Annotated in this window: 13 protein-coding genes; 2 read left to right on the top strand and 11 right to left on the bottom strand. The window is 62.0% G+C overall.

Annotated elements, in window-relative coordinates; translation table 11 throughout:
* Window position 1: 1 nt before the first annotated feature.
* Both Q1A89_RS04570 and Q1A89_RS04565 read right to left on the bottom strand, forming a co-directional pair.
* Window positions 2-1,234, bottom strand: a complete 1,233-nt coding sequence (locus Q1A89_RS04570; protein WP_299724363.1) for an MFS transporter — start codon at window positions 1,232-1,234, stop codon at window positions 2-4.
* A complete protein-coding gene (locus Q1A89_RS04565) occupies window positions 1,231-1,368 on the bottom strand; it encodes a hypothetical protein (protein ID WP_299724361.1) in 138 nt (45 codons plus the stop codon). The genes Q1A89_RS04570 and Q1A89_RS04565 overlap by 4 nt, the downstream gene beginning before the upstream one ends.
* Here Q1A89_RS04565 and Q1A89_RS04560 point away from each other — a divergent pair.
* Window positions 1,367-1,822: a methylated-DNA--[protein]-cysteine S-methyltransferase gene (locus tag Q1A89_RS04560; RefSeq protein ID WP_299724359.1), complete on the top strand. Its 456-nt coding sequence runs from the start codon at window positions 1,367-1,369 to the stop codon at window positions 1,820-1,822. The two genes, Q1A89_RS04565 and Q1A89_RS04560, sit on opposite strands and share 2 nt — an antisense overlap.
* 20 nt (window positions 1,823-1,842) lie before the next feature.
* Here Q1A89_RS04560 and Q1A89_RS04555 read toward each other — a convergent pair whose 3' ends face one another.
* The 5 genes from Q1A89_RS04555 to fsa form a co-directional block, all read right to left on the bottom strand.
* Window positions 1,843-2,532 carry a CDP-alcohol phosphatidyltransferase family protein gene (locus Q1A89_RS04555; protein ID WP_299724357.1) on the bottom strand — a complete coding sequence of 230 codons (690 nt, stop codon included), beginning with the start codon at window positions 2,530-2,532 and terminating at the stop codon, window positions 1,843-1,845.
* A 99-nt stretch (window positions 2,533-2,631) separates the two neighbouring features.
* A complete protein-coding gene (locus Q1A89_RS04550) occupies window positions 2,632-3,216 on the bottom strand; it encodes a cytochrome P460 family protein (RefSeq protein ID WP_299724355.1) in 585 nt (194 codons plus the stop codon).
* Window positions 3,217-3,332: 116 nt separating this feature from the next.
* Entirely contained in the window at window positions 3,333-4,253 is a 921-nt protein-coding gene (locus Q1A89_RS04545) for a tyrosine recombinase XerC (RefSeq protein WP_299724353.1), read from the bottom strand.
* Complete coding sequence (locus Q1A89_RS04540) at window positions 4,250-4,957, bottom strand: DUF484 family protein (RefSeq protein ID WP_299724351.1); 708 nt, start codon at window positions 4,955-4,957, stop codon at window positions 4,250-4,252. Before Q1A89_RS04540 ends, Q1A89_RS04545 begins: the two co-directional genes overlap by 4 nt.
* Window positions 4,958-5,238: 281 nt before the next feature.
* Window positions 5,239-5,892 carry a fructose-6-phosphate aldolase gene (gene fsa, locus Q1A89_RS04535; protein ID WP_299724349.1) on the bottom strand — a complete coding sequence of 218 codons (654 nt, stop codon included), beginning with the start codon at window positions 5,890-5,892 and terminating at the stop codon, window positions 5,239-5,241.
* A gap of 90 nt (window positions 5,893-5,982) precedes the next feature.
* Between fsa and Q1A89_RS04530 the strand changes: the two genes are divergently transcribed.
* Window positions 5,983-8,175, top strand: a complete 2,193-nt coding sequence (locus Q1A89_RS04530; RefSeq protein WP_299724347.1) for a primosomal protein N' — start codon at window positions 5,983-5,985, stop codon at window positions 8,173-8,175.
* A gap of 98 nt (window positions 8,176-8,273) precedes the next feature.
* On the opposite strand, the gene Q1A89_RS04525 is transcribed toward Q1A89_RS04530, so the two are convergent.
* From Q1A89_RS04525 to Q1A89_RS04510, 4 genes are all read right to left on the bottom strand, one after another.
* A complete protein-coding gene (locus Q1A89_RS04525) occupies window positions 8,274-8,456 on the bottom strand; it encodes a DUF3253 domain-containing protein (RefSeq protein ID WP_299724345.1) in 183 nt (60 codons plus the stop codon).
* A 115-nt stretch (window positions 8,457-8,571) separates the two neighbouring features.
* Window positions 8,572-11,535 carry an isoleucine--tRNA ligase gene (gene ileS, locus Q1A89_RS04520; RefSeq protein WP_299724344.1) on the bottom strand — a complete coding sequence of 988 codons (2,964 nt, stop codon included), beginning with the start codon at window positions 11,533-11,535 and terminating at the stop codon, window positions 8,572-8,574.
* A 283-nt stretch (window positions 11,536-11,818) separates the two neighbouring features.
* Entirely contained in the window at window positions 11,819-14,506 is a 2,688-nt protein-coding gene (locus Q1A89_RS04515) for a DUF2339 domain-containing protein (RefSeq protein ID WP_299724342.1), read from the bottom strand.
* A 152-nt stretch (window positions 14,507-14,658) separates the two neighbouring features.
* Window positions 14,659-16,275: a cyclic nucleotide-binding domain-containing thioredoxin-disulfide reductase gene (locus Q1A89_RS04510; protein ID WP_299724340.1), complete on the bottom strand. Its 1,617-nt coding sequence runs from the start codon at window positions 16,273-16,275 to the stop codon at window positions 14,659-14,661.

The following is a 16,275-nucleotide window of genomic DNA, read 5'->3' as shown; positions in this document are numbered from 1 at the left end:
CCTATTCCGCAGGCGACGGCAAAAGGGGGGCGAGGCGTGTTTCGTAACCCGGCACAGGGTGGCGCGGGATCAGCAGGGCAAGGCAAAGGGACGTGGCGGCCATACCTGCGGCCAGAAAAAACACAGCACCGGGAGAGACCAGCCACAACAGACCCAAGGGCAGCGGCAAAGCCACGGCGGCGATATGGTTGATGGTGAAGGCAACGGCGGCCGTAGGGGCAATGTCTCCCGGATCGGCGATCTTTTGGAAGTAGGTCTTGAGCGCGAGAGCCAGCCCGAAAAAGATATGGTCGATCACATAAAGCGCCGAGGCCACCAGCAGGCCCCAGCCAAGAAAATAGACACCACCATAGGCCAGAAAAACCAGAACAAGGCCGGTATATTCAAAAACGAGGGCCCTTTGCTCTCCGAACCGGGCGACGATCCGGCCCAGCAGCGGGGCCACGATGATGTTGACCACGAGGTTGATAAGATAAAGCGCGGTCAACTCATGCACTTCAAATCCAAACTTTTCGACCATCATGAAGCCTGCAAAGACCATGAAGATCTGGCGTCGCGCACCCGACATGAATTGCAGCGCATAATAGAGCCAGTAGCGACGGCGCAGCACAAATGTCTTGAGCTGGGGATGGGGCGCCTCGAACTGCGGATAGGCGAGCATGGCAAAGATCGCGATGACCGCCGTAATGCCCCCGCCTATCATATAAACGATGTTGTAAGTGAGGCCGAGCGGCTCCCACAGGACCATGATCACGAAATAGACCAGGAAAGTGGCGGCCGATCCGGCGGCCAGCAACCAGCCCAGCATTTGCGGAGCTTCGTCGCGGGTCAGCCACTGCAGTTGCAGCGACTGGTTGACCGTTTCGTAATAGTGAAAGCCGACCGAGCTGATGAATGTCAGGATCAGGATACCGGTCAGCTCCGGGAACTGGGCCGTGAGCGCCGTGGCGAGCCCCAGCATGATCAGCGACAGCAAGCCCAGAACCTGTTCGCGCATGAACATGATCACCACGATAACCCCGACCGCCAGAAAGCCCGGAATCTCGCGGATCGTGTGCAACAGGCCGATGTCACCACCGTCGAAATCCGCGGCCTCGACCACGAAATTATTGAGCAGCGCCAGCCACACCGAAAACGCTATGGGCATGGCAAAGGCCATCAGGTACAACAGCGCCTTGGGACGGCGCCATTTGGGCAAGCTGGCCGCATCGGAAAGGGAAACGTAGCGGGTCATGATCCTGCTTTACGCCCTTTGACCAGTGCTGGCGAGTGACCAAAACGCACATCGCGCGCGACCTGCGTGCACAGATCGATACCGCAGCTTTCGGGTTGCAGGTCCGTGCCTGTCTCGGTCAAGGTCGCGCCCATGCGAATGAGAGACATCAAAACCCAATTCGGCGCCATGACGCTGGGCGAGGAAGACGGCGCGATTGTACACCTGACATGGGGGTCGTCGGGCAGGTCAGACGCGTCCGAGGTTCTGGATGCAGCGGCAACGCAACTGGCCGAGTATGATGCAGGCACACGTGAGGCGTTCGAACTGCCATTGCAGGTCAACGGATCGCAGGTGCAACGTGATGTCTGTACCGCGATGAGCGCGATCCCGTTTGGCGAGACCTGCACATATGGCGATATCGCCAAACAGCTCGGCATCCCTGCGCAAGTCGTCGGGCAGGCCTGCGGCGGCAACCCGATCCCGATCATCATTCCCTGCCACCGGGTCATGGGCGCCAAGGGCCTGACCGGCTTTTCCGGCGCAGGAGGGGTTGAAACCAAAGTGGCCCTGTTGCGCCACGAAAAGGCGGGCGGTTTTCTGATCTGAGCGGGTTGGAAAGCAGCGCCCTAACGCTGCGGGATCAACTGCTGCGCCATCCCGGCAAAGACCAGATAAAGCGAGGTGACCACCAGCCCCCAATGTGCCCAGCTTTCGGGATGAAACCCGACCCATGCGGCCCAGCCCGCAAAAAAGGTCCAGGCCAGTGCCATCGGTAAGGTCAGCATCCGCCACCGCTCGGTTCGGACCGGATGCACGAATTTGAGGGGCAGGAACATGCCCACGGCCAACGTGCTGACCAGCGCCAGCGACACCCAGAAATTCGGCTCAAGCGCAAAGATCACCAAAACCACCATGTTCCAGCAGCCCGGAAAGCCGGAAAAGGAATTGTCCTTTGTTTTCATCCGTGTATCGGCAAAATAGAGGGCCGAGGCAAAGGTGATCAGGATGATCGCCACCCAGCCGGTCCAGCCGTCCATCAGCCCCGATTTGAACAGGGCAAAGGCGGGAATGAACACATATGTCAGGTAGTCGATGATCAGATCAAGCAGCACGCCATCAAATTCGGGCGCGTTTGTTTTGACATCGTATTTGCGCGCCAGCGGGCCGTCGATCCCGTCCACGAAAAAGGCGACGACCAGCCACAGAAACATCAGATCCCATTTGGCATCGACGGCCGCCAGCATGGCCAGCATGGCAAAAACGGCGCCTGTGGCGGTCAAAAGATGGACGCAGAGCGCGCGAAGCTGAACTGTCATATGCGTGTCATGGTCCATCGCGCGCTGGGTTGCAAATGCAAAAAGACCGCGCCGGGAATGCTGGCGCGGTCTGATATCGGGTGACTGTTTGCGACTGACTTACTGCGAGACGCGGACTTCTTCGACGGGATAGCCAAGGCTGTCTTGTGCTTCCCAGCCGACATGGCAATCATGGCAAAAGCTTTGCTTGACCTTCATCACCTTGCCGTTGGGCTGCAACCCGGAATACAGCCATCCACCGGCATCCGGGGCTTCGTCCAGACCAACCTTGGTCATGATGAACAGGGGGCCGGGGCGTGCGGCTTTCTTCTTGATCGACACCGTGATCGATTCCTTGGCCAGCACCGATCCGATCGGCATTTCAAAGCCTTCTTCCTCGAATTTCAGGTACTGTTCGGCGGCTACATCATTGGCGAATGTGTTCAGCAGGCGGTTGCCATGCGGGCCTGCCACAGCAGGGCGGGTCGCGGTCGCAGCCCACGAGCGGTAGTTCGAGCCGATCTCGTCGCCTTCCTTGGCATAGCCCGTGGCCATCTTTTCCTGCAGGCAGTCATAGAGTGCGTTGATTTGCGCCTCGTCCAGATCAAAGGCGTCTTCGACGGTGATGGCTGTGCAGTCTTCGGCATGGGCGGCCGTGCCTGCGGCAACGCTGAGCACTGCGGCAATGGCAAGTTTACGGATCATGTGGTGTTCCCTCTCGGTGGCGAATGTCTTTTTGTATGCGGCTGTATGCCGTCGTCTATTTCTGGCACAAAACGTCACCAATGCCGCATCACCTTGATGCACAATTTCGTGAGCGTTCAGGCCTTTGGGTGCGCGCGGGCATAGACGTCCATCAACCGGATGGTGTCGACCGCTGTGTAGGCCTGCGTAGTGGACAACGACGCATGGCCCAGCAATTCCTGAATGGCGCGCAGATCGCCCCCTGCATTCAACAGATGCGTGGCAAAGCTGTGGCGCATCGCGTGGGGGGTGGCCGATGCCGGCAGGCCCAGTTGCATGCGGGCCTGAGCCATCACCTTCTGAATGGCGCGCGGCGCCAGCGCGCCGCCCCGGATGGCGCGAAACAGGGGTCCCTCGCCGCTCAAATCATAGGGACAGGCGTTGATATAGGAATCGACCGCACTGCGCGCCGCGTCGATCACCGGCACAATCCGTTCCTTGTTGCCCTTGCCGGTGATCCGCATCACCTCGGGTAGCGGTGCGGCCCGCCCGGTGAGGCTGAGCGCTTCGGAAATCCGCAGCCCACAGCCCCAAAGCAGTGTCAGCACCGCAGTGTCGCGCAGCCCAACCCACGGCTTGTCCGATTGCAGGGCCGCAATATCAAGCAGATCGCGTGCCGCATCTTCGGACACGGGGCGAGGCAGTTTCTTGGTGAATTTGGGGGCGCGGGTGGACAAAACGGCTGTGGGCTCAAACCCTTCGCGGTGGCTCAGCCATTTGTAGAACGCCTTGACGGCCGACAGCTTGCGCGCAAGCGAACGTGCGCCCACCCCGCCGCTGCGCGTGCGGGCCATCCAGGCGCGCATATCCTGCGTGCTGATGCGCGCCAATGCGCCAAGGCCTTGTGTCTGGCCGGAATGTTCGGTCATGAAGGCCAGAAATTCAGTGATGTCGCGGCCATAGGCGACCACGGTGTTCTGCGCTGCCCCCTTGATGCTTTGCTGATGCGCCAGAAAATGTTCCAGCGCGTCGCGAGCCGCGGGGGAGATCAGGCTCATCCCAGCCAGCGCCGCATCGCGCGTTCAAAGACCCCGGTGAAAAAGGCCAAAAGGTCTGTGCCCTGTTGCGGGCCAAACATGTGCGGGTCTTCGGCACCCAGAACCAGCAGGCCGGGCAGGCGGGCGTTGCCGAAGTCGAGTTTCAGGCAAGCCTCGGATCGGATCCAGTCGCCCGTGTTCCCGTAGATCGCCGCATCGGCCTCTTGCACCTGACGCAATGTGACCTGACGCACGGCCCCGCCACGTCCTTGGGTGAGGTAGCTGTCGATAAAACCGGGTTCGGCCACGCTGAGGACGTCGCCCATGCGCTTGATCGCCGGGTCATTGTCGTTCTGCACGGATTCCAGCACCAGTTTGACTGCATCCACCCGCAGGATTTCGGCGACTTCGCCACCCAGATCGCGCAGGAACGTTTCAAATTCCAAAGGGTCGAGCATGCGCAGGATGGCGCGGTGCACCTGATTGGTCCCGGCCAGGTTTTCGTAAGCCGCCGCGATCACCGAACGGTGTGTATCCTCAAGCCGGTCAAGGCGTGCCTCAAGGCGTTCCATCGCCAGACCGCGCAGGTCAACGATGTTGCCGCCCATCGCGCGTTCATTGGCTGCAATCAGCGCGTGCATCAGATCATTGTCATCCAGAATGACATCCGGATGGGACATGATCGCCTCACGCAAGGCGTCATCAATATCGGGTTGGCTGCTCATACCGTACTCGTTTTTATTTTGGCGACGTGTAGCACAGCGCAAGCCTGAAATCTGCCCTCACTTGCGAAAAATTTTGCGCTTTGAGCGGGTTGTTGCGCTTTGACGTCAGCAACGGGGAACGGTTGCGCCGTTCTCCCCATGATTTTTCCCGCAGACCGGGAGATATCTGCACCACGACATACGCAGTGCCAGCTTCCACTCACGGAGCCGGGCCAAGAGGGTCTCTTCCTTGGCACGGAATGCAGGTCGCGTGTCGGGGGCGGGTCGGAAATTCCCTTTGGTTACAGGATTTTCTGGCCCGTCTTCGCCCAGTCTTTCATGAACTGATCGAGACCTGCATTGGTCAGCGGGTGGCTTGCCAGTTTCTTGATGACCTCTGGAGGAGCCGTGATAACGTCGGCGCCGATCTTGGCACAATCCTGAACGTGGTTGACCGAGCGGATCGAGGCGGCAAGAATTTCAGTCTCGAACCCGTAATTGTCATAGATCGTGCGGATATCCTCAATCAGTTCCAGCCCATCGATGTGGATGTCATCGAGCCGCCCGATAAAGGGCGAAATGAACGTGGCCCCGGCCTTGGCGGCCAGCAGTGCCTGATTGGCCGAGAAACACAAAGTGACGTTGACCATGTGCCCGTCGCCCGACAGCACTTTGCATGCCTTGAGCCCATCCCATGTCAGCGGCAGCTTGACGGTGATGTTCTCGGCGATTTCGGCCAGCTTGCGCCCTTCGGCGATCATCGCGTCCGCTTCCAGTGCGACCACTTCGGCACTGACCGGTCCGTCGACCAGATCGCAGATCTCCTTGGTGACTTCGAGAATGTCGCGGCCCGACTTCAGGATCAGCGACGGGTTGGTTGTCACCCCGTCCACCATTCCGAGGTCGTTCAGCTCTGCAATGGCGTCAATCTCGGCGGTATCTACAAAGAATTTCATCTATGGCCCCTCTTGATGGCTTGGCGTTTGCTGGTGATGCCTTTACCTCATGGCGGGTGATGCTGAAACCCCTCATATGTTGGCGCTAACGTGACGCCGTCCTTTTTCGATGAAGGCGCGTTGGTGGCTGTGCTGACCACGCAGCCGCTGGACCGGGCACTGGATTACAAGGCGCCCGAGGGTGGCTGTCATCTGGGCGCGTTTGTCGAGGTGCCGTTGGGTCCGCGCAAGGTGCTGGGCGTGGTCTGGGGGCCGGGCAAAGGCGATTACGACTATACCAAGATACGCAGCGTGCTGCGCGTGCTGGACGTCGCCCCGATGCGCACCGAGATGCGCGACTTTCTGAAAAAGGCAGCCCGCTACACCCTGACCCCGATGCCCGCGATGCTGCGCCTTGCCACGCGCGCGCCGGGTCTGGGTGATCCACCCTCGATGCACAAGGTTTACCGGCGCGGCCCGGACGCGCCGGACCGGATGACCGATGCCCGCCGCCGGGTGCTGGAATTCCTCGCCGAATATGGCGATCTGTCCTTTACCCTCAAGGAGTTGGCGGAGCTGTCTGGCGTGACCTCTTCGGTCATCAAGGGCCTTGTCAAGCAAGGCGCCGTCGCCGAAGAGGACAGCCCCCGCGATCTGCCCTTTCCCCCGCTGGATCCGGCCTTGCCGGGCAAAGAGTTGACCGAAGATCAGGCCCACGCAGCGCGCCATGTGGCTGAGGCCGTCGCGGCTGGCAGTTATGGCACAACCCTGCTGCGCGGTGTGACCGGGTCGGGCAAGACCGAAGTCTATCTCGAAGCCGTGGCCGCCTGCCTGCGCGCGGGTCGTCAGGCGCTGGTGCTGCTGCCCGAAATCGCCCTGACGGCGGAATTCCTGAAACGGGTCGAGGTCCGCTTTGGCGCGCGCCCGGCTGAATGGCATTCCGGCGCCACCATGACCGAACGCCGCCGCATCTGGCGCATGGTCGGTCAGGGGCAGGCACAGCTGGTGATCGGGGCGCGTTCGGCCCTGTTTCTGCCATACCAGAATCTCGGGCTGATCGTGGTGGATGAGGAACATGACACCTCTTACAAGCAGGAAGACGGGGTGCTGTATAATGCGCGGGATATGGCGGTGCTGCGCGCCTCGCTTTTGGGTGCGCAGGTGGTGCTGTCTTCGGCCACGCCTTCGCTGGAAAGCTGGGCCAATGCGGAAAGCGGCAAATACACACGCCTTGATCTTGAGGCCCGCTTTGGCCCCGCCGTGATGCCGACGATGAAGACCATTGATATGCGCGCCGAACCTCTGCCCTCGGACCGCTGGGTGTCCGATACGCTGAAGGGCGAAGTGGACAAGCGTCTCGCGGCAGGCGAGCAGGCGATGCTGTTTTTGAACCGACGCGGCTATGCCCCCATCACCTTGTGTCGCGCGTGCGGGCATCAGGTGGGGTGCGATCAATGCGATGCGCGGATGGTCGAACATCGGTTTCTGAAACGACTGATGTGCCATCAATGCGGCGAGACCAAGCCCATGCCCACCACCTGCCCGTCTTGCGAGGCCGAAGACCGCATGGCCCCGGTCGGCCCCGGTGTCGAGCGGCTGGGCGAAGAGGCGGTGCGGCTGTTTCCCGACGCACGGGTCGCTGTGCTGAGTTCGGATATGTATGGTTCAGCCCGTGCCCTCAAGGCCGAGATCGAAAGCATCGCTGCCGGCGGGGCGGATGTGGTGATCGGCACGCAGCTTGTGGCCAAGGGGCACAACTTTCCCAACCTGACTTTGGTCGGTGTGATCGACGCCGATCTGGGGCTTCAGGGGTCGGATTTGCGCGCGGCTGAGCGGACCTTTCAGCTGATGCGGCAGGTCGCGGGGCGCGCCGGGCGGGCGGAGAAGCCGGGCACGGCGATGTTGCAGACATTCCAGCCCGAGCATCCGGTGATACGCGCCATTCTGGCAGGGGACGAGGAAGGGTTCTGGCGCGCCGAAGCTGCCGAGCGCGAAGCGGCGGGCGTGCCACCTTACGGGCGCATGGCCGGCATCATCCTGAGTGGGCCGGACGTGGCGCAAGTCTTTGATGCAGCCAACGCACTGGCGCGCAATCCGGCACCGCTGACCCGCATTGGCGCGCAGGTCTTTGGCCCTGCCCCTGCCCCCATTGCGCGCATTCGCGGGCGGCACAGAGTGCGAATGCTGGTCAAGGCGGGAAAAGGCGTGGCGCTGCAAGGCGCGATTGCCCAGTGGATCGCGCAATTGCGCCTCAAGGGCGATCTGCGCCTAGCCGTCGATATTGATCCGCAGAGTTTTTACTAGACGTTGGGTGATCCCAATGCCGCTGCGCGACGCCGTTTTATTGATAGTGTTGGGGGGCTCTGCCCCCGTCCTGCGGACTCCCCCGGGATTTTTTGAAATCAGAGAAGATGGGGCGCTTTGGTGGATGGCAGACCCAAACGGATTGGACTGCGCGCGATTGTTGGTGAAACAGGTGTGCCTTTTTGCGTGGCGACAATATCTCCGGACTGGACCAGTTTCTCTGCGATTGCGCGCACCTGAGGCATCCGGGGGCGCCAATCCTGCGCCAGCGCCCACGGCACTTAGGAGGGGCAGAATGTCTTGCCCGCTCCGCGTTTGTGTACGGCCCTGAGAAGGGCCTGTTCGATTGCGGCATAATCCACCATGGAGCAGATGTAAGGCGGAGGTGTCCTCCGCCTAGCTCAGCGCCGCATCGCAGCGCCCGCAGACACCCGGATGGGCGTGGGCGCCGACATCGGGCAGCACCTTCCAGCAGCGTCCGCATTTCTCGCCAGCCGCCTTTTCGAACACCACGCCGATGCCGGGGATTTCGGGCAGGCGGAAGGCTTCGGCGGGGCTTGGGTCGGTGGTGATGGTGATGGCGGAGGTGATGCAGATGTCGTCAAAGGGCAAATTGCGCAGCGCATCGGCAAGGGCCTCATCTTCCACATGCACAACGGGACCAGCCTCAAGCGAGGCGCCGATCACCTTTTCGGTGCGTTGGATTTCAAGCGCCGCGGTCACGACGCGGCGCGCGCTGCGGACACCAGACCACTTTTCAGCCAATGCATCATTGCGCCACGCTGCGGGCGTTTCGGGGATGTCAGTAAGGTGGATCGAACTGTCTTCGCCGGGATACCGCTCCAGCCAGACCTCTTCCATGGTGAACACCAGAATGGGCGCAAGCCAAGCCGTCAGCCGGTGGAACAACAGATCAAGTGCGGTGCGCGCCGCGCGCCGTTGCAGCGTGTCCCCATCGCAATAAAGCGCGTCCTTGCGGATGTCGAAATAGAAGGCCGACAGATCGACCGTAGCAAAGGTGAACACAGCCGTGAAAACGCGCTGGAAGTCAAAGGCTGCATAGCCATCGCGCACCACCTGATCGAGCTCAGCCAGACGGTGCAGGATCAACTGCTCCAATTCGGGCATGTCAGCGGGTTCAACCCGGTCGGCCTCGGAAAAGTCGGCAAGCGAGCCCAACATGTAGCGCATCGTGTTGCGCAGGCGGCGGTAGCTGTCAGCGACCCCTTTCAGGATTTCCGGGCCGATGCGCTGATCGGCGGTATAGTCGGTTTGCGCCACCCAGAGGCGCAAAATATCCGCGCCGTACTGGTCCACGATCTGCTGCGGGACGATGGTATTGCCGATGGATTTGGACATCTTCATGCCCTTTTCATCCAGCGTGAACCCATGCGTGACCACATTGCGATAGGGCGCGCGGCCTGTCGTGCCAACCGATTGCAACAGCGATGAATGGAACCAGCCCCGGTGCTGATCGGTGCCCTCCATATAGACATCCGCAATCCCGTCCTCGGTCCCGTCATCGCGATCGCGCAGGGTGAAGGCGTGGGTGGAGCCGGAGTCAAACCACACATCCAGAATGTCCATCACCTGATCGTAGTCGTCCGGATTCACGATACCTTCGAGAAAGCGCTGCTTGGCGTCTTCGTCATACCAGGCATCCGCCCCCTCGGCCTCGAAGGTCGAAGTGATGCGCCGATTGACCTGCGGGTTGCGCAGCAGGAAATCATCATCCGTGGGCAGCGCGCCTTTCTTTGTGAAACAGGTCAGGGGCACGCCCCAGGCGCGTTGACGACTTAGCACCCAGTCGGGGCGCGCTTCCATCATCGAATGCAGGCGGTTGCGGCCCGATTTCGGAGTCCAGTTGACGTTGTCGATCTCCGTCAGGGCCCGCTCGCGGATAGTTTTGCCATGCGTATCAAGCCCATCGCCGACCGGCTTGTCGATTGCGGCAAACCACTGCGGCGTGTTGCGATAGATCACCGGAGCTTTGGAGCGCCATGAATGGGGATAGGAGTGCTTGATCTTGCCACGCGCCAGCAACCCGCCGACCTCGACCAGCTTGTCGATGACGGCGGCGTTGGCGTTGCCCTCTTTCCCGTTGGGTTTCAGGATCGCCTTGCCGCCAAAGAACGGAAGGTCGTCGCGGAAACGCCCGTCCGGATTCACGTTGTAGGTAATGACCTGCTCGAGCATGCCGAGATCACGGTAAAGTTCGTATTCCTCAAGGCCGTGGCTGGGCGCACAATGGACAAAGCCGGTGCCTTCGGTGTCCGTGACGAAGTCGGCCGCGCGGAAATCGCGGATGTCGTCCCATTCGCCGTTCGCACCTTCGACCCCATTCAAGGGGTGTGTTAGCGTGATCCTGGCCAGATCGTCATTGGTCACATCGCAGAGACGGCGATACATCGTCTCGTCCAACCGTGCACGGCCCAGCACATCCGCTGCCAGAGCGTCAGCAAGGATGTAGCGTTCGCCGATCGTCGCCCAGCATTCTTCAGGGCGGCCTGTGACTTCGTAGAGGCCGTAAGAAATGTTTTCGCCGTACACGACCGCCTTGTTGGACGGCATCGTCCACGGCGTCGTGGTCCAGATCACGACATAGGCATTTTCCAAAGACGGCAAGGAACTCTCTTGTTCTCTCAGAGTCGTATGTCCCGGACCTGAGGCCAAAAGACGTGAAGGTCCATCTTCCACCCTAAACTTCACCCAGATCGTGAAACTCTCCTTGTCGTGGTACTCGACCTCGGCCTCGGCCAGCGCGGTCTGTTCGACCGGTGACCACATCACGGGCTTTGACCCCTGATAGAGCGTGCCATTCATCAGGAATTTCATGAACTCCTCAGCGATCACCCGTTCGGCGTGGAAATCCATGGTGAGGTAGGGATCGGCCCAGTTGCCGGTGATGCCCAGCCGCTTGAATTCGTCGCGCTGGATGTCGACCCATCCAGCGGCGAAGTCGCGGCACTCGGCACGGAACTCGTTGATCGGCACCTGATCCTTGTCGCGACCCTTCTTGCGGTACTGTTCCTCGATCTTCCACTCGATGGGCAGACCGTGGCAGTCCCAGCCGGGGATATAGCGGGCATCAAACCCCATCATCTGATGCGACCGAACGATCATGTCCTTGATCGTCTTGTTCAGCGCGTGGCCGATGTGCAAATGGCCGTTGGCATATGGGGGGCCGTCATGCAGGGTAAATGTCTCCCTGCCCTCTTTCTCCCGCAGCCGATCATAGACACCAATCCGCGCCCAGCGCTCCAGCCACTCGGGCTCGCGCTTGGGCAGGCCTGCACGCATGGGGAAATCCGTGCGGGGCAGGTTCAGGGTCTGTTTGTATTCGGGCGTATCGGCGCACATGAGAGGCGTCCTTCGTAGATCATTTCGGTCTGGGAATGGCATGGTCGGTGCGACAGGCTCAAGCACCTTTGTCCGGCGGCTCGGGGAAAGATGTCAGAGCGCCGGGGATATAATTCGCTGAACTGGGATCAGATCCGTCATGAAGCGGCTTATAGGCAGGGGCGCACGCGCTCACAAGTCCTGCCCTTCTCTGTTTCAAAAAATCCCGGAGCGCGAGGCAGAGCCTCGCACATCGCGACCGCCGGAGGCGGGCGCAAAACATCACGTGCGCGCGAAAGCGCGCTCAATCCGCCAGACTGCGTCCCTGCGCCCAACGGTTCAGCCAGGCAAGTGCGGCCAGCGACAGCCCAAGCACCACCAGCGACAGAACGCGGGTCAATCCTTCGAGGCCCGAGATGTCGATCAGGAACACCTTGGCCACTGCCAGCCCGATCACGACCAGTCCGGCGCGCCGCAACACCGTCGAACCACGGGCCAGCGACTGGTAAAACAGCGCCGCACCCACAACCAGCAGCGCCACGGTATAGCTGTAAAGTTCAGGCTGCAGAAAGCCGTAGCGCAACTCCATGCCGGACGCGCCCTGCCACAGGTGGCGCAGGGCGACAAAGGCCCAGAACGCCGCCAGCGCCAATGACACGGCAGAAAGCGCGAGACGCAACAACCTAAAGCGACTGCGCCACGCAATCAGCCCCAGCACCAGCGCAGGCAGCAGGTACGCTGCAAGAAGGGTGTTGAGAAGGGGCGGGCCCGCCACGTCTCCCCCCCAGTCAGACAAAAGCGGCGACAGAATCGTCAGGCCAAGGGCCAGCGCGCCAAAACCGATAAGGCCAAAGACCAAAGCCAGCCCGGCCCGCACAATGCTCAGCACGCCGCCCAGCCCCTCCAGGCGGAGCAGTTGCGCGCCCATCAGACCCAGCCAAATCGTAGCATAAAGGCCCATCGCCCAATGGGTTGCGTTGTGATCAACACCCGTCAGACGCTCCAGCAAGCGGAACAACAGCAGCGACACAAGCGTACCACCCGTTGACCATGCTGCCGTGTCGAGCATCAGCTGCGCCGTCACCCGCGCCTTGCCCCGCAAGGCCCATAGTGCGGCCACGAAAGCAGCAAGCGCACCGCCATAGGCCAGCAAAAGCTCCCAAGCCGGCGCATCAAGCGCCCAAGGCAGGCCCGGATCGGCGATCAGACGCGCACCAATAGCCACCACGCCCACTGTGATCATCACTTGCATCAATGGCAGATCAAAGCGCCGATCCAGCAGCGCTGCGACCAGCACAGTGACGGCCAGTGCCACGGTCAGCGCCGCAGAGGACAGGATCATCACACATGCAAAACTGATGGAAGCCAGGGCGGACAGCACAAACAGCGATGCCCGTGTCCGGTCCGCCCCGTCCACGCGGGCAAAACGCAGCGCGAAAGCCACCAGGACCGCCGCCAGCACCATGGCATGCAGCGCCCAGGGATAGGCGCCGATCACCACAGCAGGGTGCCACGTCACCTCGATCACCATCCCCATGGCCGGTGCCATCAGGGCTGCACCCAGCGCCCAGGGAAGGCCATAACCGGGGCGCAAGGCACGTCCAGCGGCCACAGCGCTCAGCCCAAGGCCAATGGCCCAAAGCAGCGTGACGGCAAAGGGGAAATCCGCCTCGACCGTTTCGGTATAGGTGTCGGTAAAGGCGCGCCAGACCGGACCGCGGTTCTCGCCTTGCCAGCCGACAAGCACCAAGAGGCCAACCGACGGCAACAGGGCAAGGTCTTCAAGCGCAGGCGCGGAGAGCGACCACAGCGCAAGGGCCACCGCTAACACAACAAGCGCGACGATGCCGGGCCAGAACGGTGCACCTCCCACGGTTCCGGTCCAGACGATGCCCACTGTGGCAATCGCCACCGCAGCGGCGGCAAGGGCTGTGGGAAAGCCGGGACGCGGACCCGTGGGCTGGATCGCCCATTGCGAGGCCAGCAGCCCGTCATGATCAGGCCAGACGCTGCGGGCGGGCACCAGCACGGCCAAGGCCACGATCCCCAGAAAATAGAGTTGAAAGCCAACCGCCAGTTCCGGCCCACCACCCAGCACGGTGAGCCAGCCCATGCCGAACCCAAGGCCAACGCTCAGCGCAGAGACCCAGGCCCAGCGGCGCAGCGTATCCACGCCCAGACCAACAGCCGTCACAATGCCAAAGTAGAGGTACAACCAATTTGTCGCCGGCACCGTGCTGCCCACCAGCAGCGGTGCTGTAAAGGCGCCCACGACGCCGACAGTGGTCAACAATGGCCCGTGGAGCCAGCCAAGGGCGACCCCCAGCAGGCCAACCGCAGCCATGCCCGCAAAGGCAACCTCGACCCCGATCAAATCGTAGAGCAAGCGGGCGGCGGCAATGGCCCCGAACAAAGACACAAGGCCCGCTCCGGAAAAGACAGAAGGGATATAGGCGGTCGCACTGTCTGGCCCATCGCCATAGCGGCGGCGAATCACTTCCCCCCCGCCCACAAGGGCTGCGCCAAAGGCCAGAGCGGCCAGAACGCGGGCAGCGGGCGGGAACAACCCGTTTTCGACGCCATATTGGACAAGGAACAGCCCGGCGAGGGCCAGTGACAGGGCCGAAACCAGATAAAACCAGTTGGTTGCAACCCAATTCATGACGATCTGCGCGCGGCTCGGGCCGGATTTGACCACCTTGTCTTGGGCCGCCTTTCGGGCAGCGATAACGCGCGCCGCAGCGGGTTCATCGAGCGCTTTGGGTGTGGCTGCCGGCGCCGGGGTTGCAGGTGTCGCCTCGCGCGGCTTCGTTTCAGCCGCTTTTGTCTCGGCCCGCGGTGGCGCATCGGACTGCGTGGCCATCATGCGCGCGATGTCTTTTTCAAGCGTCACAATCCGCCTGCGCAGCCCGGATTGCGCCACCAGCAGATAGATCACAGCGACAGGGATCGCGAGGACCACGAGGCCCAGCAGCACCAACACTCCATCCATGGTCTATCCTTTGCGACTTCGCGTCCAAGATAGGCGAGCGACGGGGCCATCAAAAGGCAAGGAATTCCAGACCGTTGGGCCTGTGCGGAAACTGACACAGTTTACGGCCCGTTTTCCGAATTCGGAGAACGCAACCGCGCGGATGTCAGGCGTCAGTCGTTGATATGGCCCCAGACGGCGGACATCACTACAGATCCCTCACCCACCGCACTGGCAACCCGCTTAACCGATCCGGCACGCACGTCCCCGACCGCAAACACGCCCGGGCGCGAGGTTTCGAATTGCGAACCGCCCCCCACCTCTGGGCCTGTGCGGACAAAGCCGCGCGCGTCCAGATCGACGAGGCCCGACAACCAGCCCGTATTCGGCGCGGCACCTACCATGACAAAGAGCGCCCGCGTTCTGATCCGCCAATCCGCGCCCTCGGCCCGGTTGCGCACGGTCACCGCCTCAAGGGTCTCATCCCCGTGCAACGCGGTCACGCTGGTGCACAGATGGATGGTGATGCGCGGATGGCTTTCCAGCCGCTGCAACAGGTAGTCCGACATGGACGACGACAGGCTCTCGCCCCGCACCAGCACATGTACGTGGCTGGCCGAACGGGCCAGGAACATCGCTGCCTGCCCGGCGGAATTACCACCCCCGATGATGGCAACCTCACTGTCCTTGCAATAGCGCGCCTCGACATCCGTGGCCGCGTAATAGACCCCGTTGCCCTCAAACGCCTCAAGCTTGTCCAGATCCATACGCCGGTACTGCACCCCCGTCGCGACGATCAGCGCCCGCGCCGACACCCAGTCATCATTGTCGAGCCGGATGTGGAACAGCCGCTTTTCACATTGCTCAAGGTGCCGCGCGCGCACAGGCATGGCAAATCGGGTGCCGAACTTCATCGCCTGTACCTCGCCGCGCCCCACGAGGTCGCCGCCAGAGATGCCGGTGGGAAAGCCCATGTAGTTCTCGATCCGCGACGAGGTGCCCGCCTGACCGCCGATGGCAAGGTCTTCGAGCACCACGGCGCACAGCCCCTCGGCGCCTGCGTAGACCCCTGCCGCAACGCCCGCAGGCCCACCGCCCACGATGGCCACGTCAAACACGTCCTCCTTGCGCAGGGCCAGATCCAGACCGAGGGTCTGCGCCACGCCGCGCGGAGTGGGCGGATCGATCACCTGATGCTTGGCAAAGACAACCGCCGGATGGGCCCGGTCGATCCGGCACTGGTTGGCGAGCTCAGAGCCCTCCTGGCTGTCGATTTCAACTTCGACGTAGGGAATGCGATTGCGCGCGGCAAAGCTGGCGATGCGGCGGATGTCGCGATCGACCTCGCCGCCGATCAGGGTCAGTCCCCCTTCGGAGTTTTCCAGCATCCGGCGGCGGCGCGCGGCAAAAACGGTGATGATGATGTCCGACATCTCCGGTATATCCGACATCAGCCTGAGCATCTCGTCGCGGCGCACACAGAGCATTTGGGTGTCGACCACCGCCCGCGCGCCCATCAGCGCACGCCCGCCGTTCAGAAATGCCAGCTCGCCAAAGAACTGGCCCGGCCCAAGCGTGGCATTGCCATAGCGTTTGCCGGTTGCCGGATTGATGGCCTCGGTCTCGCCCGACAGCAGGTAGTGGAACGTGTCGATCCGATCGCCCGCCTTCTGGAACCACTCCCCCGCCTTCACATCAACCAGCGTGCCGACCCGGCGCATGGCCGCCACGTGGTCATCGGTGAGCGGGGTGCGCACCATCGTGGCAAGGTCGGCGGCAAAGGTTTCCAT

The organism is uncultured Tateyamaria sp. (assembly GCF_947503045.1).
In the GTDB taxonomy this organism is placed as follows: domain Bacteria; phylum Pseudomonadota; class Alphaproteobacteria; order Rhodobacterales; family Rhodobacteraceae; genus Tateyamaria.
Note: the sequence above shows the minus strand (reverse complement) of the source record. Positions and strands in the feature narration are given on the sequence as shown.